The sequence below is a fragment of the Streptomyces sp. NPDC040589 genome, from assembly GCF_055594445.1.
Genome location: NZ_JBVIWP010000009.1, coordinates 1 through 21,259, shown reverse-complemented (window position 1 = coordinate 21,259; position 21,259 = coordinate 1). Strand labels below are relative to the sequence as shown.

Here is a 21,259-nt window from a genome sequence, read left to right as displayed (position 1 = left end):
GAGCGGCGACTAGGACGGGGCAAGTGGCCAGTGAGCAACCAGGACTTCGAGGGCTACTCCGATGCGAACGAGCTGACCCTGGCCATTGCCCGATTGCGGACACGAGAGCGGATCAGCTTCGACGGGGGAGACATCCAGGCCGCCAACGATGCAAAAGTCGCTCTTGGCCGTGCCCAAGCCCGGCTCGTTCAGCTGTACCGTGAGCGCGGCCTGCTCGACGGCGCAGTCCCCGCAGCTGCCACAGCCACCCCGGCTGAGCGCGCTGCCAAGGGATGGAAGAACGTTCTCGCCAACCCGCTTCCAGAGGTCGCGCCGAAGCCGCGTAAGCGTGACAGGGACAGAAAGCCGAGACTGAAAAGTGGTGAGGCAGTGCCAGCTCCGCAGCCGGATCACCTGGAGCGGACGCTGACCTACAGCACGAAGCTCCTGGCAGGCGTGATCCGAGCCCAAAAGTTCACAAAGCGGCATGAAAAGGACCTGGCTCGTCTGCCGATCAGTGCTCTTGTGTTTCTCCCCAAAGCCGCGCAGCCGTTGTGCACCGCAGCCGACCTGGAGGCCCTAGGCTGGAGCCGACACTTGATCACCGAGCTGGGTCCCCTTCCTCGGGGGAGGAAATATCGCCGGGCCCATATCCTCCAGCGCGTCAGCGGCGCCCGCTTCCAGCGCGAACTCGTGCGGCTCTACCAGATTCGGCTGGAGCAGGCGCGGCGCGAGCCGGGGCGGCATGAGCGGGACATGGAGCGCTTCGTCAATGGGCGAGGCGAGAGCGAGGCCGCCCGCAGGTGGAAGGAGGACAACGCCCGATACCAAGAGATCCTCCGGACCAGGAGGACTTTGGAAGCAGGTGACCAAGGCGTAACTCCCATAAGCAAGAAGCCGGACCTGACCGTGACGCCCATGCGGTCGATTCCCGCGCAAGCGTCGAGCGTCTCTGGCCGGACAGGGGAAGCCGTCAAGGGTGTGTGCCCGGTGTGCAAGAAGGGCGACCTCCCGCGCGGCTGGCTCCGGCACCAGCGATGCGAGGCGAGGAGCCGGTCGCATGAGAACGAGACTACGGATCCCGCCTTGCCAGAGGCTGCCCTGGTGTCGGAGCCGCGTGGATCAGGGGAGTACCGACGGCTGGTTGCGTTGGTCGAGCGGAAAGAGGAGGCGGCGCGAGGGAAACGGGCCGCTGGAGCAGCTCGGCCTGTGCGAATTCCGGAGGCCCGCAAAGCGGTGCTGGAGCGGTGCGAAGGTCGGTGCGAGAACCCGGCGTGCACCGGCCAGCCAGACGATGTCACGGATGCCGGCCAAGCACTACTGGAAGTCGATCACATAGACGAGATTGCCGGGGGCGGCCGCGACCACCCGCGAGTGATGGTCGCACTCTGCCCGAATTGTCACGCGGTCAAGACGCGCGGGCGGACCCGGAAGCAGCTCACCAAGATATTGCGCGGCGTCGCAGAGCGAGCACATGCGGCCGCGAACACCCTCTGACCGAGACCGAGAAGTAGCTCCCCTCGGGCGCCGGTAGAGCGCGATTCGTACGGCCTACGTACGCACTTCGTACGGTTATTGAAGGTAGGGTGGTGCTCTGGAGGTGCTGCATGTCCGAGTTGTTTGATGCGGTGGATGCGCTGGTCGCATCTCGCTCGCCGTTGCCGCCTGCGGTGGAGCGTAAGCGGCTGCGTACCGCGCACGGTCTGACGTTGGATGAGGTTGCTGCGGCGTTGCAGGTGCGTCGGGCCACGGTGTCGGGCTGGGAGTCGTTGACGAAGCCGGTCGAGCCGCGGGGCCGGGAGCGTGAGGCGTATGCGCGGCTGCTGCGGCAACTCGCGGAGCTCTACCCCGCCCCGGAAGAGCCGGCCGCCCCGGCGCCCACCGCGGTCGCCGGCACGCCCGCCCCGGCAGCACCCGCGCCCGCCTCGGAGCAGGCGCGCCCAGTGCCCCCCAGTCCGGGACCCGAGGCTGCGGCCGGGACCGTAACTGAGCACCCCCAGCCACCTGTTGCCCCCGTCGCCCCGGCTTCGGAGGGTGCACCGCGTCCCTCGCGTGCTACCGGGCCGTCGTCGACGTCGCGTCGTCCGCCCGCGCGGAAGGCGGCCCCGGCCGGGACCCCGACCGAGGGTGCCGACCCGCGGTTCGAGAACGGGCCGCTGGCGGTCGTCGACGTCGAGGACGGGCAGGTGATGGCGTACTGCACCGGCGGCCTGATCCTGGACGTGCCCGCCAAGTCCCTGCCGACCCTGGTGGACTGGACCCTGAAGGAAGCGAAGCTCGGCCAGCCGAGACTGTCCGGCCCCGGCAAGGACGGCGACCCGCTGCTCGTCCTCACCGAGGCCGCCCTGGAGCGCTACGGCCTGCCCGTCACCCTCGCCGACGACGAGCGCCTCGCCGGTCGGATCCCGGAGAGCCACAAGGTCGTCAAGCAGCTGGTGCGCGCCGAGTGGCAGCTGACGAAGCGCGGGTTCGGGCCGTGGGCGCGGATCTACCGCCCCGCGCAGGGCTCGGACCGTCAGTGCGTGCAGCTGTGCATTCCGTCGTGGCACGCGCTGGGCACCCGGCACTGGGGCGAGGTGGGGCAGCTGTCGCCGGCCGAACTGGCCCGCGTCCTAGGCGTGTTCGCCTCCCGGGTGATGACGCCCCGCGGATCGACGGCGGTGACCGGCCTGGAGCTGATGACCGCACTGCACCCTCCGACCAGGGCCTCCGAGCCGGACGCCGACGGCAAGCGCCACTCTGAGCACAACCCCGGATCCCTGGGCAGGGATCCGGTCGACCCGGCGCCGTGCGAGGCCCCCGACGGACACCCGCTCCTCAAGGACCTGCCGCGCTTCCACGTCCGGGGTTCGGCGGAGAAGCTGTTCGAGGAGGCCTACGACTGGGCGCGGCCGATGACCGACGCCGAATGCATGCAGCGGCACCTGGTCGGCATCGACGTCAACATGGCCTTCGCCGCCGGCGCCAATGGCCTGATCGTCGGCCTGGGCGCACCGACGCACGTGACGGCGCCGGAGTTCGATGCGAAGCTGCCCGGATCGTGGCTGGTGGACCTCTCGCACGTCGCCCTGTCCCGGGTGAAGGTCGGCAAGGACAAGTGGGCAGACCTGGACGCGAGTCTGCTGCCCAGCCCGTTCACGCCGAAGGGAGACCGGCCCGAGGGCCCGGCCTGGTACGCGACACCGACTGTCGCCTACGCGCAGGAGCTCGGCTACGACGTCACGCCGGTCGAGGCCTGGTTGCGGTATGACAACGGCCGCTATCTGGATGGCTGGTACCAGCGGCTGCGCGACGCGTACCTCGCCACGATGGCCGACCTCGGCGTCCACGCCGACTTCTCCCCGGCCGACTTCCTCACCGCGATGGACGGCTACAAGGACCGCGACCCGGAACTGGCGATCGTCGTCTCGGCCATCAAGGCCACGGTCAAGGGCGGCCTGGGCAAGCTGCGCGAGCGCCCGCGCGGGGAGGGCTGGAAGCCGGGCGAGCCGTGGCGGGCGCTGTCGCGTCCGACGTGGCGCCCGGACATCCGCGCGGCAGTCATCTCCCGCACCCGGATCAACCTGCACCGCAAGATCATCAAGCACGCCGCGTTCACCGGCCAGTACCCGGTCGCGGTCCTGTCCGACTGCGTCGTCTACGCCACCGACGGGCCCTCCCCGCTGGACTTCCTGCCCTACCGCGACGGCAAGCCGCTGCCGGGCGGCTTCAAGCTCGGCGTCAACCCCGGCCTGGTCAAGCACGAAGGTACTCAGTCTGTGCTGTGGGGCGAGGAGGTTCGCGAGCGGTTCAACGCCCCGGAGCTCAACCTCGCCCGGTACATCAAGGACGGCACCGTCACCGACATCGACAACGGCGAGTAGGGGAGCAGGCAAGCGATGAGCATGCTCGGGGACGGCCTGGACAAGGCGGTGCAAAAGGCGTTCACCCGCCCCGCACCCAAGTCCGCGGGCCCGCAGATGCGGTACATGGTCAAGCAGCTCGGCGGCACGAAAGCGGTCGCCGAACTGCTCGGCATGTCCCAGCGGCAGGTGGAGCGGTACGTAGCCGGCACAGCCAAGAAGCCGCGCCCCGACCTCGCCGCCCGCCTGGAGCGCGAGGTGATCAAGCGCTGGCAGCCGCAGATCCGGGCTAAGGCCCGCAAGAAGGCCACGACGACCGGCGGCATCGTCATCGACGCCCGCGCCCGCATGGGCTACACCGCGCCGATCGGCTCGACCGACCAGGACCGCATCCGGCACCTGACCGTCGCCCTGCCGCCCCGCTACGCTGCCCGCCTCTTCGACGCCCAAGCGGCCGGCGCAAGCGACACCGAACTCCAGGAGATCGCGGCCGAAGCCCTCAAGGAGGTCTACTTCCAGGACGGCGGCCGCCGCGCCGGCAGCCTGGAAGAGGTCCGGTTCACCGACGTCGAACACCTCGAGTTCGACCTGTAGCAGCCCGCCCCGAACAGGCCGCGAGCCCGGCCCAGTTGGTCCGGGCTCGCTTGCGTATCCGTGGGGGCTCGGATGTTCATGCACACGTGCCGTGTCCAACGACCGCGGCCTCTACCAGCCAACACCCGAGGTGAGTACCTAATCCTGACCCATGCATGACAAAACGCCTTCCAGGGGCGCGTGTAGAGATCGGGGATGCAGGTTGCACACGAACGTCCCGAGCTTCGTCGCCGACAAGCGCCTGCGGGACTACGGACAGTTGATCAGCCCATAATCGGAGTCAGTGCCGAGCGACCCGGCACATCGCACCCGCCCCGGGTGCGCTCACCGCGATCGGAGAGCATCGTGAAGAACAGCGCGTTGTGGCGAGTGGTTGACAACGAGAGTGGTAGCCAGTCCATCGTCAGCACGCCCTCCGAGGCGGTCGCGTTCGTCAACAGCCGGTTCGACACCGATGACGACGACGAGCCGTTCAGCATCACCGAGGTCGGTCCTCTCCTTCCGAAGCCGCTCGGGGTCATCACTGCATGGGCCGCCGAGAAGGACGGCGAGCGAACCGACGGACGTACTGCGCCGATCACCATCAGGCCGGTTGTGACGGACAACGCCAGCGAGTGCGAAGACGTCGTGCTCTGGGGCGACGTATATGTCTCCTGGGACCACGACATGTACACCGTCGAGGAGCCGGAGAGCTCCGAGTACAGCGAGGCTTACAGCGCAGCCGAGTTGAGCGCGATCCTCGACGAGTACGCCGACGACTACGAGTACGCGCCTGAAGGGCCTGAAGGGCCCGACAGCCACAGGTGGCCGAAACCGGAAGAGTTGATCACCTACGGCGCCCAGGAGTGTGCCAAGCGGTTCGGGCACCTCGACGACGACGCCCTGCTGTGGCTGGCCGCCACCCGCATCACGCTCGCGGTGTGGCGCAACACACCCGTCGAGAACTGGCATGCCGGGAAGAGTCCGCTGCACGACGGCACAATGATGCGGATCAACACGGCAACCACCCGACTCGTGCGCTCGATGCTGTCGTTCGACCATGTCGACTGGATCGCTGTCGGTCTCGCGATCGTCAACCCGTCTCGGGTTCTACCGACCGCGCAGTCTGTGCTCGAGCTTGGGCTGTCCTGCCACAACCCTGACGACCCGGCGCACGAGGTTGATCCGCGAGAAGAACTCGCGGAGATGGCACAGGTCGCGATCTCATGGGGGCGAAGGTACTGCCTTCACGAGAAGGAGTTCGGCCTGCGAACCCTGATCGAATCCTTCTGCGCGTCCGACAACGGCTGGTTCGGAGCTCCGAGTTGGGGGCGCATCGTCGATCGGTTCCTTACGGCTGTCGACGACCGGAAGAATGCGCACTGGCGCATGCACCGGGACAAGCCTTGGTTCGACGATTGGTTCACCAACCGCCCGGCCGACATTGCGGACACCACGGAATTTCGTCGGCTGCTCCATGCCGGGCCCGACCTGCTGTCCGAGGAGGCCGCCGAATGGTGCGTGGACGGTGCCATCGGCTACGTCTGCCCGGACGACCACGCAAACGGCTGCCCGCGGTGCGGTATCCCGCTGGCAACGGAGTCCTCAAACGAGTGACGGCAGTGGCCAGCGATTCTCAATCCCGTGCCAGTTCGGCCAGTCACATGACACCGCGACTGAGAAAATGACACGGGATCTGAGAACAGGAGAGCTTTTACCCGTCCCGCGCCGAAATCCGCAACAGCCCAGATGAAATTCCTCCTCACGCGGGCGCAGGGCTCGACCAAAGTCCTGACGGAGCGCCTGGGCATCTCACGCCGCACCATCGAGCGCTACCGCTCCGGAACGCTGAAGACCCCGCAAAAGCGTCTGCAGGCCGCCCTGGTCGAGGAGACTCAATGCAAGGGGAAACCGCAGGTCAGGGATCAGACTCGGAAAAAGGCGTCGACCTCCAGCAGGATGATGGTGGAGGTGACGGCCTACTTCGGGTTCATCGCCTAGGGCAGCTCCGACAACGGCCGTACACGCACCATCACCACCCCGATCTCGCCCACCTCCGTGCAGCAGATCCTGGACCTCCAGGAGGCCGGAGCGACGGAGGAAGACCTGCATCCCCTCGTCGTGGAGGCCATCACCGAGTCGTATTTCACTGAGTGGGGCACTCGCGCCCATGGTCTGCGTGCGGATTTTTACGCACGTTCAAGCTGTGGATTTCCTGTTCTGACGCAGTCGAATTCCAGCCTGCTATAAAGAAATCCGGCGGGTAGCCTCAGAAGCGTTCTGGCGGCGGTCCGCTCTGATTTCTCACCACGAATGCGAGGTCGAAGACGACCAGGATATGGCTGCCCGACGGCGGTACCCGCCGACCGCTCACCCTGCTGTGGCGTAGCTGTTGCGTGTGCTTATTGATCTTGGTTGTGGCGTGGTGTTGCTTAGTTGTGTTGAGCGGTAGGTCTGTTCCGTGGGTGGGCTCTACGCATAGCCGAGTGTCCGGCGCCGGTGGATAAGTGAGTTGAGCTGGCTGTTTGGTGTTGCGCAGTGTGCTGGGTGGGGCAGCGGTTTTTGCGCAGGGTGGTTGGCGCGTCTAGAGGTACGGGGACTTGTTGGCCGATGTGCTGAGGTCAGGGCAGCAGGGGTACGTGGGTGGTTCAGCGGGTGGTGAGGCGTTGCCAGAGCAGGTCGTGGTCGGCGGGTGCGAGGCGGGGCAGGTTCAGGCGGCTGGCCAGGTCGTGGAGGAAGGCGCTCTGCTCTGTGCGTGTCAGGGGGTGCGGGGGCAGTCGGTCAAGGGCCGCGGCGAGGGTGAGGGTCTCCGGGTAGGTGATCAGTTCCCGGCAGGTCAGGGCGGGGGAGGCCGGGCCTGGGGGGATGTGGGGGTTGGCGGCGGTGAGCCGGTTGAGGCGTGTGCCAGCGTTCGTGCAGGTGTTGATGGTGGTCGTACCAGCGTGTGGTGATCGTCGATGCCCAGCTCAGGGAGGTCGCTGTCGGGCGGCGGCAGGCGCCGAGGCGGGCCCGCGTGAGTTCGGGGACAGGGCGGATGCCGAGGGGCGCGGGGTGTCTGGGGTCGCTGGCGGCCTGCTGGTGGCGGGTGCAGATCATGATTCTGGGCAGGTCCGGTGCCGGGTGGATCCATGCGGGGACGGTCTGGTGGGGGCTGCGGCGGATGGTGCAGGCGGTGCATGCGGGCAGCGGCTGTATCGCGGGCGGGGCGGGCTGCCAGCGGGCGGTGGCAGCGTGAGCTGTGCCGATGGCGGCGGGCGGGGGCCGGCGGGGCAGGGCGCGGGAGAGGTGTGCGGGCGGGATGCGGGTGAAGTGGGACAGGTGGCGGGTGGCTTCGTTGCTGAGGTGGATTTCGGTGGCGGGCAGGCCCGTCGAGGTGCCGGTGGCGGTGATGTGCAGGCCGTCGAGGAGCTGTGCGGGGGAGAGGTGGTAGGCGGCTGCGAGGCGGGTGAGGTAGGAGGCTGCGCTCTCGCGGGGCAGTGGCCTCACGCGCAGTGCGCCCGGCGGGGTGGGCCACATGGTGCCGGCTCGCACGGCGGGGCGGGTCGCGGTATGGGTGGTCACCGGCTGCCGGGCCGGGCGCGGCGGGGGGTGCGGGGCCGGTAGTGCTCTTCGGCGAGGTGGTCCAGCGCGATGGAGTCCAGCAGCCCTTTGGTGATGCGTTCGCTGCTGTCGAGGATGGCTTCGATGGCGGCTTGTCGGATCAGGCGGGCCAGGCTGCCGATCCGTCCGGCGGTCCGTTCGTGGAGGTAGGGCGCGAGTCTGGGCAGGCTGCCCGGCCGGTGCGCGGTGAGGTCGAGGGCCTGTTCCAGGGCGGTGATCAGTTCGCGGAACGGTTCGCGCTCGCCGGCGCGCGCGGGCAGTGCGCCGCAGTCGATCAGTGAGGCCCGTCCGGCGAGTTGCGCCCCGCGCACGCCGGTGAACACGGCGCTGGCGGTGACGTCGATGCCGGCGTAGACGAACGTCGCGGGCACACGTTCGGTGAGGTCTTTGAGCCAGTCGGCGGCCTCCGAGCCGGTGGTGGTGCGGGGGTTGAGGCGGTGGATCTCGTCGATCAGCACGAGCTTGATGCCGGCCGCGGTGTAGGTGTGGCAGACAGCCGTGGTGATCTGTGCGGTGGTCATGCGTGAGGTGACGGGGATGCCGAGGTAGCGGGCGAACTCCCCGGCCAGGGTCTTGGCGGTGGCGCCGGGCGGCACCAGCACATACGCCACCGGCACACTGTCGTCGCCCGGGGCGGCGCGGCGGGTGTGGGCGAGGTGGCATGTCCGGCCGACCTGCAGCAGCGCGGTGGTCTTGCCGGTGGTGGCCGGCCCGGTGACGATCAGGGACGGACGTGCGGTGACGCGCTGATGCCGGCCGAGGATCATCAGCGTGCGGACCTGGCGTGCCAGGGCCTCGATGGCCGGGGTGCGCACGGTGACGAACTGCGAGTGGTAGGCGAGGCGTTCCTCAGGCGGCCGTGGTGCCTGGCCCGGCTTTGGTGGCGTCGGGGGAGCGGTGTGGGCGAAGCGGGCGAAGGCGTCGAACGTCGTCACCGTCCCCGCGGCTGCCTCCCCGTCACCGGGGGCGGGGGGATCGGTACGGGTCACCACAGTTCGGCCTCCTGATCGGCGTCGTACAGCGTGAGTGCGCCGGTCACCGGCAGCGGGTGCGCGCCGGGCTCTTCGGCGCCGGCGTCGTCACGGGCCTCAGCCTGGGCTCGGGCTTCCAGTGCGTCGAGGCTGTCCTCGGCCTCGGTCTCGTAGCGGCTCACCGCTGGTCGGTCGCCCGCTGCCTGGGGGGCTGCCTTCGCGGTGTGCGCGCCCGGCGTCGTCTGGGGCGGTGCTGGTGGTGCCGCGGTGGTGGGCCGGGCGCGGCGCAGGACATGGTCGGCGGCTTCCGCGAGGGCGGCTTCGTGCGCCTCGCGGCCTGCGCGCCGCTCGAGGGCGGTGCGGATGTGGCGCCAGGTTGTTTCGCTCATCGGGGCGTGGACGTGGTCGCGGTGGATCCACGGGATCTCGTGCAGGTGTCCGTCGGGCAGCCGGATGTGGATTTGCCGTACGTCGTGCGGGTTGAGGTGGACCTCCCACTTGCCGCCCGCGCCGGCGGGGGAGGGGCGGCCGCGGTGCTCGTTGAGCAGGGTGTGGTCGTAGGTGCGGTGGTTGATGCGGATGCCGCGGCCGGTGACGGGATGCCAGCGCACGGGCAGCAGTTCCAGGTAGTCGGCTCCGGTCAGCGGCAGCGGCACATAGCCGGATGCGCCCAGCAGCGCGCCCCACATCTCGTTGGGGGCCAGCGCTTTCTTGGGCAGGACCGGGTGGCGCAGCCCGTCGTGGGGGCGGTGCTGCCAGCACGCGGTGATCCATTCGTCCAGCAGCTCCTGCAACTGGACTACGGTGAACCGGGCTTCGTCCTCCACTGCCTCGCCGCGCGCGAGGACGTGGGGGCCGGTGTAGCCGGCGACGTGCTGCGCGAAGAGCGTGTTGATGCTTGCGAAGGTCCGCTCGACGGCGCCCTTCGCGGCCGGGGACCGGGGCGGTGCGGGCTGCACGCTGACGCCGAGGGTCTCGCACGCGGTCAGGAACGCGGTGGAGACGAACACTCGCCCGCGGTCGATGACGATCGTTTCCGGCACCACCACCGGCCGCGCTGCCGCCTGTTCCAGCCGGTCGTCCAGGGCGAGGAGCCGGTCGTAGGGGAGGGCGGCGTGGGCCAGGCGCAGGTGGTCGGGCCAGCCGGGCCGCGCCGGGTGCGGCACGGCCATCTCCGCCAGCAGCAGGGCGGCGTCCACAGCCTTGGTGCCCTCCTCGCTCAGCACGGCCGCCACCACCGACCTGGTCGCCACCTCGAGAGCGATCGTGAGTTCCGGGCGTACCGTACGGCCGTCCTCGCTGATGGCCATCACATCGAGGCGGGTGGTGTCGATCTGCACCAGCTCGCCCGGTCGCAGTGCCACCGTGGGTGTGAAGGGCCGCACCGGCGCGGTGGCGGTGCGGGCCGGCCGTCCGGGATGCTCCAGCGGGTCGGCCAGCACCCGTGCCAGGCGGTTGAACGTCGACGGCGGCGGCAGTGCCACCGTGCCCGGCCCGTGGGTGTCGGCCAGGATCTGCCCGGTCAGCTCCCGCAGCCCTTTCAGCGTGCCTTTGGAGCGGCCGCGCTGGCGGCGCAGCGCCTCCAGGATCGCGGCCACTACCCGTTCGTCGGCCTGCCCGGTCGCACTCGATGGTTTGCGGCGTCGGATCAGACCCCACAACCCTTGGTCGTGGTAGCGGGCGCGCATGCGGCGCACGGTGGCCCGGCTGACCCGCGGCCAGCCCAGCCGGGCGAGTTCGTCGGCCTTGGCCTGCTCCCGCTCGCCATCGATGTGCGCTGCGGGTCGTACTCGGGCCGCGGCGTCCCCACGCTGCCCGGGCCGCCGGGCAGCCCGGTCTCGATCTCGCGGATGTGCCGCTGCCAGGCAAGAGCTCGCTCCCGCTCCCGCTCGGGCACCGACTCCAGCAGCCCCCACGGCTGCACCCCGGCGGCCGGAGAGCCCACCACCGTGAACGTCGGGTCGGTGAACAGGAACGAGGCCAGCACCGAAGCCGTCTGCCCGTCCTCGCCGACCAGCGTCATCGACGCACCGGCCACCGCGGCCACCTGCCAGGTACCGCCCTGGAACGTCACATACGCCCCCAGCTTCACCTGCCTGCCGCCCGCAGCGGCCACGGGCCGGCCCGGACGGCCGGGTGCACTCACCACTGCTCGGCCTGCGCCTGCGCGTCCCACCAGGCCATCGCCCGCTCCCGGGCAGGCAGCTGCAGCGTCGCCCACACGGGGGCGGCTGGAACCTGCAAGGTGGCCTGGCCGAGGACCTCGAAGCCGTCGGCGGCCACCAGGTGGGCGGCCAGCATGCACCCGGTGGTCCCGTCGTCGGCGGCCAGATACACCCGCCCGTCGACCAGACCGGTCACCTGCCAGGTGCGGGCCTCGAACCTGACCTGAGTGCCCGCCTCAACACACCGCCCGCCGGGGGCGGTTCCCTTGTGTCTGCTCACCTGCCGTGCTGCTCCTGCTCCCCGTCGCCTGTAACCGGGCCGGGCGCAACGAGGGTGTGCTCGCCCAGCGGCCGTGTCAGGTCCGCGGTCAGTCGGCCGTGCCATAGCGCGTGGTAGAGCACCGGCAATGCCGCCAGGACCTCGCCCGCCGCCGCGGCCCCGGCCATCAGCGGCCGCGGGGCGGCGAACGCCTCCAGTACCGCCTGCTCGAGCCCGCCGGCGTCGCGGTGGCGCGGATGGCGGTAGCCGGCCAGCCACCGCACATTCGCCGCCACCGCCTTGTCCGGCGCCACCAGACGCCGGTAGGTGAACCCGACCGCCGCACACGCCGCGGCAAGCACCGCGGCGGCGTGCTCGGCCCGCGTCCCGGCGGTCGTCGAGACGGCGGGGCAGTCGGCGAGCAGCGCGCGGCCGTCGGCGTAGCGGGCGAACAGTTGCGGCACCCACGTCAGGGCCCGCCCGCTGTCCGGATCCCGCCAGATCAGCCGCACCGGCCGCGCTGAGAGGCCCACCACCTGCGGATCGCGGTCAAGGACCATCAGTTGCATGCACATCGCCTGCGAACCGTGCATCACATGCCGCCCGGTCGTGGCCGACCACCACCAGCCCGGCCCCCACCGCCGCCCGGGCACCACCGGGAACGCCGCCACCGGCGCAAGCCGCTCGAACCGCACCGCCACGGCCGCCTCAGTCCAGCGGCGCTGCACCAGCGTGCCGTCCACCCCGGCGAACTCAGCCTCCACCGCGCCCGCCTCCGGCACCCGGCAGGCGCCCGACGCGGGCGCGGGCAAGCCGCCCTGCGCGCTGTCCTGGCTGCTGTCGATGATCACGAACTCCACATAACGCCATACCTGTCCTGCCACGCAGGCGAACCGGCCGGTAACCCCAACTGCGGCGTGCACTAAGCCCGTTGGGGTGCGCAGCGAGGTCAGGGTGTCACCCGGAAGCGCCGGTGTCAGTGCGAACTCCTGCACTTTCCGGCTGCCGGGCCGCTCTCCTTCGGCACCACTCGCTGCTCTCAGAGCGGACCGCAATGCCAGGGGCCGCTGCCCGGCCTGGCGTCGGGTGCGTCAGTCTTCACCGCGGCCCGCGGCGAGTATCTGCGACAACTCCTCGGCGGGCAGGCGGGACCACTGGGCCACCTCCTCAAGCGCCACCCCGGCCACGACGGCCGCGGCGGCGGTATCCAGCACGGCCCGGTCGATCAGCTCGGCACTCCGACTGAGGTGTTCCAGCAGTTCCCGGGCCACCTCGGCGGTGGTGCCGCTCTGCCCGCCGCGCAGCTGCACCAGCTCCTCGCGGGCCTCGTCGAGCAACCGCGTGATGTGGAAGCGGTGTTCGGCAGAAACGGTGGCACGCCACCGGGTACCCGAGCCGCCCGCCTGCGCCTCCGCCGCCATGACACGCAGCTGGCCGGCCATCGTTGCGGACTGCTGCTCCCGCTTCAGATGCCACGGATCGTCCCGCCACCCCGGCGGCCCGCTGACGCGGCGGGCGCGCACGATCGCACCCCTCCAGCCGCTCAGCGGGCCGCCGAAGTCGGCCGCGGCCAGCGGCCCCAGCCAGTCCCGGTCCACCCGCTCGCCCAGCCGATGGCAGAACGGGTCGTCCCCGCCCCGCACCCGAGGCCGCGTCCCCCCACTTGCTCGCCAGGCCAGCTCGGCCATGGCCGGGCACAGCAGCGCGTCGGCGACGGCCACCACTTCGGGGAAGACGACCGCGTCCCGGCCCACGATCCGCCACCGCTCCAGCTCTGTCCCGGCGTTGCCGCCTGCGACCTGGTGCAGGCGCCGCGGCCAGATGTTCTCCTGCTCCCAGTGCAGGGCCTGTTCCCACCACCGGGCCACCACCGCGTGCGCCAGGGCGAACACCCGCTCCGGGTCGGCCCCGGCCCGTACCGCCCGCCGCGCCACCCCGGTCCACCGCCGCTGTGCCGCGGCCACTTCCGGCAGGTGTCGCACGTCCAGATGCTCCAGGGGCTGGTCGGCGTCCGCGTCCAGGAGCCACCGCCGGTGCCGGACACACACCCGCTCCGATCGTGGCGCGTACCGCATCACCCGCACGGCCGTCCCTGTGCGCCGGGCCGTGCACAGGCGGCATCCGAAGGCGACCGGTCCGGCGACCGCGCCGCCGGTCCGCCACGCCGCCGCCGGCGCCGCGTCCTCCCCGGCGGGCAGCTTGGTGTCTTCCTCTCCCCAGGACGGCAACGCCCGCGCCAGGACGTCTTCCTCGGCGCCGCACAGGCCTGCCAGGAGCTGCCGTCCGGCCGCGTTCAGCAGCACCTCGGCGTCGGCCCGCGTGCCCCCGCCGTCGTGCCCCGGCGGGTAGTTGCGCCACTGCCAGCACGACCGCAGCACCTTCGCTTCCATCCCGTAGCGGCCTGCGATGCGGCAGATCAGCGACGAGGTCGTCTCTCCCCGCAGGGGAGCTGTCCGTAGGAGGCCGGGATGATGGGTCACTCCACCACGGTCTCGTGTTCGCTGATCCGGGCGGGCGTTTTCGCAGTAGCCGTCCGGTCCTCGGCCCGTCGTCTTCTTACTTCCCAGGCCGTGGGTCTCCCTTCCCTGGAGCCGGCAGGCGTCGGTGGGGCGGGGGATTGGCCCGTTCGAGCGCATCGTGATGATCCGATCGCACTAAGCTACGCCTGTGGTGGTTGGCGAAGATGCTCAGGTGAAGGGCTTCTCGGGAGCCCGCAGAGCCAAGCAGTGGCTCGAGGGCACGATGCGTATCTTCGGCGCGTACGCGAACACGGACTCGGAGTCCTGCGGTCGCAGGCTGACTCTGCCGTGGCCGTACGGAGGCCGGACGTTCTCCTTCGACTTGGGGGGTGCCATGCGCGGTGACCCCTACCAGAACGACATGTTCTGCGCGGAGGTCAAGAACTACGCGCAACCCAGCGATCAGGGAACCCAGTTCGACGAGTTCCTCGCCAAGTGTTACGTGGCCGCCCAGGCCCAGCACCATCTCAGCGATCACTTCATGTGGATCACCTGGGCACCGTTCCGTGCGAACTCCTGGTCCACCCTCAACTCACCCGGCCAGGTGGAGGCCGCGGTCCTTCAGCACAGCAGCCGCGTTTTCGGCACCAGCGACACCGAGGAAGCCCGAAAACTCCTGGACGCTGAACTCGCCCGGTCGGTCGCCGCACGCCTGTGGCTGATCGTGCTCTCGGACAAGCAGGAAACCCTCCTGCCCCTCAAGGACTGGGCCGCCATCGTCGCCGCCGAACTCACCCGCAGAGAGGGCTCGTGGTGAACATCGTCGAGCAGTCGATCTCCCAGGCCATGGACGAGCCCGACGACCGGATGATGTTCACCCAGGTCAAAGACATCGTCGCCCGGCACCTGCGCCGCATGGACCCCCGGGCCACCGTCACCAAGACCGAATTCTTCAACCACACTCATGTCCCCGACATGGTCTTGGAATGGCCCGGCAGACCCCGCACACCACGCCGGTTCATCTATCTGCGCACCACATCGGACCAGCGCGAGCTCGAGGACGACCTGCAGCGCCTTCCCCGTACGGACCGGCCGGTGCTTGTGGCTCTCGGCCAACTGTCCTCCGCCCGGCAGCCGAGAGATCTCCCCCCGCTTCCCGGCAGCAACACCGCGCTTCTCCTCGACGCTTCCGCGCTCGGCACACTCCAGCCGGCCGATCGCTCTCCCGGCATTCCCCATCTGGTGTCCCGCTCCGTCCTCGAAGGCGGCCGCGGCACCCTCGACAAAGCAGCGACCGAGGAGTTCTTGAACACGATCGTTCAGGGAGCCGAGGCAGCCCGAGCGGGAGAACGCGTTCCCACCCGCGACGCCGTCAACGCCCTCACCGCGCGGATGACCACCGACGTCGCCGACCGAATGTCAACCTTCCTCGCCGCCCTCTGGCAGGGCGGCGGATCCACACTCGCCAGCTTCCCCGCACCCCAGCGAGGCGTCGGCCATCTCGACGAGACGGCCTTGATGTACCTGCTGGAATCTGAAGACATCGCCGACGCCGCGTTCTGGAACCGGGTCGTCCGCATGATCAGCCTCCCCGTCCTGCTGGGTACCCCGGCCGCTGGCACCGGCAATCTTCAGCACCTGATGCGTGAGGCGATCCGGCTCTGGACCAGCCGCGTCTGCATGATCGTGCCCGGCTTGGCTGACGCGGACATCAGCCCGTGGCGCTGGGCGGTGAAGGCCGGACAGCTGATCCTGCAGACCCCGCGTTTCCATGTGCTGGTTGCCCAGTCCCGGCGCCAGCTCCCGCACGGGCAGGAGCACGACCTGCCCCGCCTGGACGAGGTGAGGAACAGGGCCGACCGCTTCGGCATTCCGTTGACCTCTCTTCGCATGGTCGTGACGGACCGCCACGTCGGATACGGCGGCCCCGGCGACGACATCTCCCACGACGCCCAACTCGACGGCATCAGCGACGCGCTGGGACAGGCCGAGGGAGTCATCGAGGCCGATGCCCGCATCCCCTCCGGCGAGACTCTCCAGTGCTTGTTCGGCACCGGAACCGCTAGCGCCCGCGGCGCACGTACCCAGGTACCGCTGGACACCCTCCTCGGCACGACGACGCGCCTGCTGTCCGATCTCTCGAGCGACGAAGCCGAGAAGATCACCCAGCTCATCGGTGCCCAAGGCCCGCCTCCCGACCAGCCGTGGAGTCAGCCCAGCTTTGACGACGCATAAGGCTCGTGCCGGTTACTGCAACGCTTGACGCTCGCCCCCCGGGGCCGTCATGGCCGCAACGTCCCCACCCGACGCACGCCGTCCGTCGGCATGCACGCTCCAGTGGTGATGTTGATGTTGTTGCCTCACCGAAGTGATGCAACAACACCCCGGCAACGCACGGACTGGATCCGGCAGCGCCGACGCTCATGACGGCGGGCACGTCCGATGATGCACAGCTCGTGCCCCGGCAAGGCGCCGGGCGTCGGCCCCAGGCGAGAGCCCCGTGGGCGGTTGCCTTTCGATCGATGAAGACTCGTGTTTCCGCTGATCAGAGGGGGTCTCGCGCGGCAACTGGGGTCCATGGGAAAAAAGTTGGTCTGTGGCATCCGGATTCGGGCCTCTCGGCGCGTGTAAGGGGGTGAGGGCCTAGGGGCCCTCATCAACGAGTCGATGATGGGAGGCCGGTCTGGTGACCTGGCTCGAGTGGATGGGAGCGGGTGGGATCTCGGTCCCGCTGATGTTCCTGGCGTACTACGCGCTGCGCCGTACCAAGAGCGCGGTGGAGATGTGCCTGAAGGCGTACCTCCAGGCCCGCACGGAGCGCGAGCAGCGCGCGACGATGATCGCGATGGCGGCGGCGCTGCCGGAGGGCGGTGCCGCGGCCCGTTTCGAGGAAGGGCAGCCGGCCTGGCTGTTCTACAAGCACTCGGAGCAGGGCCAGGCGGCGATCGTCACGCGGGAGGCTGCGTGACCGAGCCCGACCGGGGCACGGACTTCGAGGCGTTCGTCCTCGAGACCAGCGCGGCGTTCTCCCGCGTGGCCCGGGCCGAAGCAGGCGGCGACCTGCACAGCGCGGAAGATGCTGTGCAGGTCGCATACATGCGCATGTTCACGTCGTGGGAAACGATCGTAGCGCGGCCCGGAAACCGGGCCGCCTACGGCCGCACCGCGGTCAGGAACGCGGTGATCGACCAATTCCGGCGTAACCAGCGCATCACTCCTGCACCGTTGCAGGACCTGCCCGAACAGGAATCCCAGACCGGCATCCCCGATGCCGCCTACGAAATGATCAAAGAGGGTATCGATGAACTAGTCGCCAAACTTCCCGACCGGCAGCGGCAGGTCATCACCCTGTGCGTTCTCCAGGACATCAGCCCTGAAGACGCCGGGAAGGGCCTGCGCCTTAAGGAGGAGTCGGTGAAGAGCTACATCCGTATGGCCATCAAGAACCTGAAGAAGTATGTCGACGAGACCGGCGAGGAGGGAACCGCATGAGCACCTGGGGCAACGAACACGAGCAGAGCGCCATCCGGCTCCTCGCCGTATGGGCCCTGCTCGAACGCTCCGATCAGGCACTTTCGAAGAGTCCACGGACACCCGAGGACTCGGCACAGGCGGAGGGGGGCCAGCTTGCCGGCTGGCCCCCGGCCCCCGCCCCATGCCCAGACGACCGAGAGCACACCGAAGCCAAGGGCGAACTCGTACTCCTGCTGGCACGCGAGTGCGCGCATAAAACCACCGCACAGGAAACACGCCGAATCGCGGAACTCCTGGAATACCTTGACCGGGACGAAGAGGCATTGCGTTGGTGGCAATGGGCAGCAGAACGAGGCGACGAGGACGCGCGAGACTACCTAGAGATGCTCCATTCCGAAGGGCAGGAGCAAGAGAACTCGCCAGCTGACTCTCCAATCTCGGAACTGGAAAAAAGTGCAGCACTATACGTGTGGAAAGCCAGCAGAACAACGGCAGGATCACACACGTTCGCAGCCGTACAACTGGCTTTGAGTGCCGCAGTCAACCCAGAGCTGAGCGAAGACGCAAAGCAGCTAGTGAGGGAAAACGAAGAGTACTTGCAGCACCCCGATCGCATGACAGACGGAAGGCGACGCTGATGCGTAGCACTCTTCTGCCATGCCCAAAAGAAACGGGAGCCGCTCTATAGGCAGACCATCATGAGTGCCTCACGCTGAGGCACAACGACTCGTTGAGGCAGCGGCCCGCCATACCGGCGGGCCGCTGCCGCGTTTCAGCAACGCAAAACGACTCACGGACCCCACAGCCGCTCCTGAGATGAGCCTCGGCCACCGACCTGACCAAGCCAACACAGCGCCAGCGGGTGCGTCCTGCATCCCGCAACACAAAGAGGGCCCGTGCCAGATGCGTCCGGCACGGACCCTCGCGTAGCCTCCCACGCGCGGCTACACGGCCGCCCAGTCGAGTCCGAGGGCGGCGAGCTGGGCGAGTTTGTCCGCGGTGAGCTTGGCCCGCCTCGACTTTGTGTTCGACAGAAAAACCCCAAGCCGCACAGTATGTTCTTGGCCGTCGACCGTGATCGTCTCTGTGTGCCCTCGGGGGACGGTCACGGAGCCGGTGCGGGCCTTGTACTGCGCCAGGGCCGCAACGCCCCGCTCAAAGGCTCCAGAAGGCCCCTTGGAGGCCTTGGCGGGCGCCTTGGACTCTGGCGGGAGAGGCCGGATGCCGAGCTGCTCCAGGAGCTGGCGCTGCCCGTCCATGAGGCCCTGCCAGACCGTGTGCTGCCGCTGCCGGGCCAGCCACTTGCCGATGTCCATGCCGTGGACGGTGACGCCGGGCAGGACGTCGGCCTGGTCCTCGTCGCGTACGAGTCCCCGCAGCGCGGCGTAGTGGCGTTGCCAGTCGGCCGGCCACTCGGGGTTCCAGTGCTCGTCGATCTCTTCGAGCGCGGCCTTCCACTCGGGGTGGCCGTCCAGGGCGCCCGGCCGCCTGAGGTTGCTCAGCCATTGCCCAATGGGTTTGTCGAGAGCCACGGCCGACCGGGGAGCGGCCAACGTCCAGAACTGCTCGTGGTACGCCTTCGCGGCCTCCAGGTTCTCCTGGAACCGCTCATCGGCCATGGACCAGACCATGCCGAGTGCTTCGAGCCGACGGGCGCGCTGGCCGCTCATCTCCCCGGCCCCGTAGGCCCGTCGCTGTTCTGCCACCCACTGCCCAAGGGGTGTGGCGCCTTCCCGGTGGCCGTACGGCACTCTCGCGTTCCCGACCCGCTCGACGTAGGCCTTCAGCTTTGCCCAGCCGCGGGCCCAGTCTTGCCGCTCTGTGTCGATCACGTTGAAGGACACCCAGTCCGCGACCATCACCGGGTCACGCGGGGACGCGAAACGGAGCAGCAGACGGGATTCTTCCTCGCCTTCCTCCGGCTCCGCACCGATGCTGACAGACGGCTGCGCCACGCCCTTCTGCGGCTCCTGCGGAATGGCGAGCAATTCGACGGCCTCTTCATCATGAGCCCGCAGCCCCTCAAGTACTCTCACCAGAGGCCGGTACGAGCCGGAGGTGAACATGTCCTCAGGGGCTTCGTCGGGCTGGAGGAATACGGGCACGATCAGCGAAGCCAGCTTTCCCTGTCCCGGCTTCTGCCGGAGTGCCCGGCCGATGGCCTGGACGATGTCGTGCGGGGCGCCCTTGGGATCCATTAGGGCAACCGAATCCACGCTTCTAATATCGACACCCTCGCCCAAAACGCGACAATTCGAGAGCACGGCCCGCTGCGCCGTGGCCCCGAACGATCCCAGCACCTCCCGCCGGTGCTCGGGGGCGTGTTCGCCGCACAGCCAGTTGGCCCAGATCCGTTTCGGGTACGTCTCGGGCTGGTTGGCGTGCAGCTTGGCCGCCACCCGCGGCAGGCCTTCCGCGTAGGCCTGGGCCTCTATCGTCCGGTGGTGGAAGGTGATGCACGTCTGCAGGTCGTGTTGCGCCATGGTGTGCAGGAGCGCGGCCTGGAGCGCCCCGAGCCGCTGCCCGCGCACTTCCTCGCTGCGCCGCTCCTCACCCATCAGCCGTTCGGGCGTGACGAGGGGGTCCTGGAGCTCGAGGACGATGATCTGATACCTCGCCAGTAGACCCCGGGACACGGCCGACGCCAGCGACAGCTTGTACAGCACGGGCCCGAACACGGTCTCGTCGTCCATGGAGGCCGCCATCTCCCGCGGCAACGGGTCCCGTGCCCCCTCGGCGACCTCGCGGCTGAGCCGTTCCTCCCAGATGCGCGGCGTCGCGGTCAGGTACAGCCGGCGGTACGCGGGGATGACGGCCTGGTCGTGGATCTCCGCCCACGCCTTACCCATCGACCCGGAACTCCTGTGGGCCTCATCAACCACCGCGAGATCCACAGGATCAAGCTTCTGGCCGTAGGCACCCTCGAAGGCCTCCGCGAGCACGCCCAGCGACGCGTACGTCGCGTAGATAGTCACCGGCCCGGAACCGTGCCACAGCGCCAACTGCACCGGGCTCGTCGTCGCACGAACCTTCAGGTTCCACAGCTCCGGGTCGTCCTGAAGCGAGCACACCGCAACCGCCGGCCCCCGATGCCCAACCTCGTGCCACGCCTTCACCGTCTGCGCCAACAGGTCCAGCGTCGGCACCAGCACGAGAGTGCGCCCCTTGGGCACGAGCCGCTTGGCCGAGGCGGCAGCAATAATCGTCTTCCCTGTGCCGCACGCGGCGTGCACCTGCCCGCGCAGGCCATTCCATGGAATACCGCCCGGCGGGACATCGAAGCCGCGCACAATGGCGCTGACGGCCTCGACCTGATGGTCACGCAGTTTCACGGCCATGCTCGTGCTCTCCTTTTAGCGGAATGCGGAGCGTAATCCAGAAGGGGAATCCCGGTGCGGTCGAGGGCTGGTCCCGGGGTATGCTGTCTGATACCAGATTCTACACAGTGCATCACTGTGAGGCATCCGCCTCGCGACAACTTCCTATCTCGGAGTGACACATGGCCGAATCCTGCTCAGCCAGGGCCGATTACCCTATATGCTGAGGGGTATTGTTGAGGTTGACCGAGTGAGGCTTTGAGGACTGGCAAGGGGTTCGGGTGGAGCGTAGCGGAGCCCGTCTCTGCGACGTAGGTCGGCGCGTTCGATCGAGCCGACGGCCTGTCACCTCCGTTGTGGGGGTGGTGGGTAGGAATCCCAGTGGCTACACAGCTCCGCGCATGATGCACCCTCCCCTCGTAGCCAGCCTCAGGAATCCCGCTTGCGGGATTCCATCAATTCGCGCTTGCGCGAATTGACACGTTTTCAGAATTCCGCTTGCGGAATTCAATTCCCCCGCTTGCGGGGGAATATGGCGGAGCGTCAGCGGAGCCATGCCCGAAGCGAAGCGGAGGGCGCAACTCTGCGGCGCGTCAGCGCCGCAGGACCCGCTCCGCGGG

Annotated in this window: 16 protein-coding genes and 1 pseudogene; 10 read left to right on the top strand and 7 right to left on the bottom strand. The window is 69.0% G+C overall.

Translation table 11 applies throughout. From position 1 onward, the window contains the following. Positions 1–30: 30 nt before the first annotated feature. The 5 genes from ACZ58V_RS31890 to ACZ58V_RS31870 all read left to right on the top strand — a co-directional run bounded on the left by ACZ58V_RS31890 (position 31) and on the right by ACZ58V_RS31870 (position 6,395). Positions 31–1,476, top strand: a complete 1,446-nt coding sequence (locus tag ACZ58V_RS31890; RefSeq protein WP_445529507.1) for an HNH endonuclease — start codon at positions 31–33, stop codon at positions 1,474–1,476. A gap of 110 nt (positions 1,477–1,586) precedes the next feature. Further along, positions 1,587–3,842, top strand: a complete 2,256-nt coding sequence (gene tap, locus ACZ58V_RS31885) for a telomere-associated protein Tap (RefSeq protein ID WP_471294350.1) — start codon at positions 1,587–1,589, stop codon at positions 3,840–3,842. A 15-nt stretch (positions 3,843–3,857) separates the two neighbouring features. Further along, positions 3,858–4,415: a telomere-protecting terminal protein Tpg gene (gene tpg / locus ACZ58V_RS31880; RefSeq protein ID WP_471294347.1), complete on the top strand. Its 558-nt coding sequence runs from the start codon at positions 3,858–3,860 to the stop codon at positions 4,413–4,415. Positions 4,416–4,760: 345 nt separating this feature from the next. Beyond that, positions 4,761–6,011 carry a hypothetical protein gene (locus ACZ58V_RS31875; RefSeq protein WP_391440790.1) on the top strand — a complete coding sequence of 417 codons (1,251 nt, stop codon included), beginning with the start codon at positions 4,761–4,763 and terminating at the stop codon, positions 6,009–6,011. 132 nt (positions 6,012–6,143) lie between these two features. Then, positions 6,144–6,395: a hypothetical protein gene (locus ACZ58V_RS31870; protein ID WP_471294344.1), complete on the top strand. Its 252-nt coding sequence runs from the start codon at positions 6,144–6,146 to the stop codon at positions 6,393–6,395. A 780-nt stretch (positions 6,396–7,175) separates the two neighbouring features. Here the strand turns inward: ACZ58V_RS31870 and ACZ58V_RS31865 are convergent. The 6 genes and pseudogenes from ACZ58V_RS31865 to ACZ58V_RS31840 form a co-directional block, all read right to left on the bottom strand. Beyond that, positions 7,176–7,925, bottom strand: coding sequence for a TniQ family protein (locus tag ACZ58V_RS31865; RefSeq protein WP_471294342.1), 750 nt, complete (start codon positions 7,923–7,925; stop codon positions 7,176–7,178). A gap of 26 nt (positions 7,926–7,951) precedes the next feature. Further along, positions 7,952–8,929: a TniB family NTP-binding protein gene (locus ACZ58V_RS31860; RefSeq protein WP_471294773.1), complete on the bottom strand. Its 978-nt coding sequence runs from the start codon at positions 8,927–8,929 to the stop codon at positions 7,952–7,954. Between the two features lie 50 nt (positions 8,930–8,979). Next, positions 8,980–11,114 (bottom strand): annotated as a pseudogene (locus ACZ58V_RS31855) (transposase family protein). Further along, positions 11,108–11,410 (bottom strand): hypothetical protein, encoded by a 303-nt coding sequence (locus ACZ58V_RS31850; protein ID WP_471294339.1) that lies wholly within the window; start codon positions 11,408–11,410, stop codon positions 11,108–11,110. The pseudogene ACZ58V_RS31855 and the gene ACZ58V_RS31850 overlap by 7 nt, the downstream one beginning before the upstream one ends. Beyond that, positions 11,407–12,273, bottom strand: coding sequence for a TnsA-like heteromeric transposase endonuclease subunit (locus ACZ58V_RS31845; protein WP_471294337.1), 867 nt, complete (start codon positions 12,271–12,273; stop codon positions 11,407–11,409). Before ACZ58V_RS31845 ends, ACZ58V_RS31850 begins: the two co-directional genes overlap by 4 nt. Before the next feature lie 207 nt (positions 12,274–12,480). Beyond that, on the bottom strand, positions 12,481–13,869 hold the full coding sequence (locus tag ACZ58V_RS31840) for a DNA-binding protein (protein ID WP_471294335.1): 1,389 nt from the start codon (positions 13,867–13,869) through the stop codon (positions 12,481–12,483). A gap of 211 nt (positions 13,870–14,080) precedes the next feature. Here ACZ58V_RS31840 and ACZ58V_RS31835 point away from each other — a divergent pair, with 211 nt between their 5' ends. From ACZ58V_RS31835 to ACZ58V_RS31815, 5 genes are all read left to right on the top strand, one after another. Continuing rightward, positions 14,081–14,665 (top strand): hypothetical protein, encoded by a 585-nt coding sequence (locus ACZ58V_RS31835; RefSeq protein WP_471294333.1) that lies wholly within the window; start codon positions 14,081–14,083, stop codon positions 14,663–14,665. Next, positions 14,659–16,083, top strand: a complete 1,425-nt coding sequence (locus ACZ58V_RS31830; RefSeq protein WP_471294330.1) for a hypothetical protein — start codon at positions 14,659–14,661, stop codon at positions 16,081–16,083. The genes ACZ58V_RS31835 and ACZ58V_RS31830 overlap by 7 nt, the downstream gene beginning before the upstream one ends. 451 nt (positions 16,084–16,534) lie before the next feature. After that, positions 16,535–16,816: a hypothetical protein gene (locus ACZ58V_RS31825; RefSeq protein ID WP_060946659.1), complete on the top strand. Its 282-nt coding sequence runs from the start codon at positions 16,535–16,537 to the stop codon at positions 16,814–16,816. Next, positions 16,813–17,340 (top strand): RNA polymerase sigma factor, encoded by a 528-nt coding sequence (locus tag ACZ58V_RS31820; protein WP_471294327.1) that lies wholly within the window; start codon positions 16,813–16,815, stop codon positions 17,338–17,340. Before ACZ58V_RS31825 ends, ACZ58V_RS31820 begins: the two co-directional genes overlap by 4 nt. Next, positions 17,337–17,960 carry a hypothetical protein gene (locus ACZ58V_RS31815; protein WP_471294325.1) on the top strand — a complete coding sequence of 208 codons (624 nt, stop codon included), beginning with the start codon at positions 17,337–17,339 and terminating at the stop codon, positions 17,958–17,960. Before ACZ58V_RS31820 ends, ACZ58V_RS31815 begins: the two co-directional genes overlap by 4 nt. A 306-nt stretch (positions 17,961–18,266) precedes the next feature. On the opposite strand, the gene ACZ58V_RS31810 is transcribed toward ACZ58V_RS31815, so the two are convergent. Beyond that, the gene (locus tag ACZ58V_RS31810; RefSeq protein WP_471294323.1) at positions 18,267–20,660 is read right to left on the bottom strand and encodes a helicase associated domain-containing protein; all 2,394 of its coding nucleotides are present in this window, start codon (positions 20,658–20,660) and stop codon (positions 18,267–18,269) included. Positions 20,661–21,259: the final 599 nt, after the last annotated feature.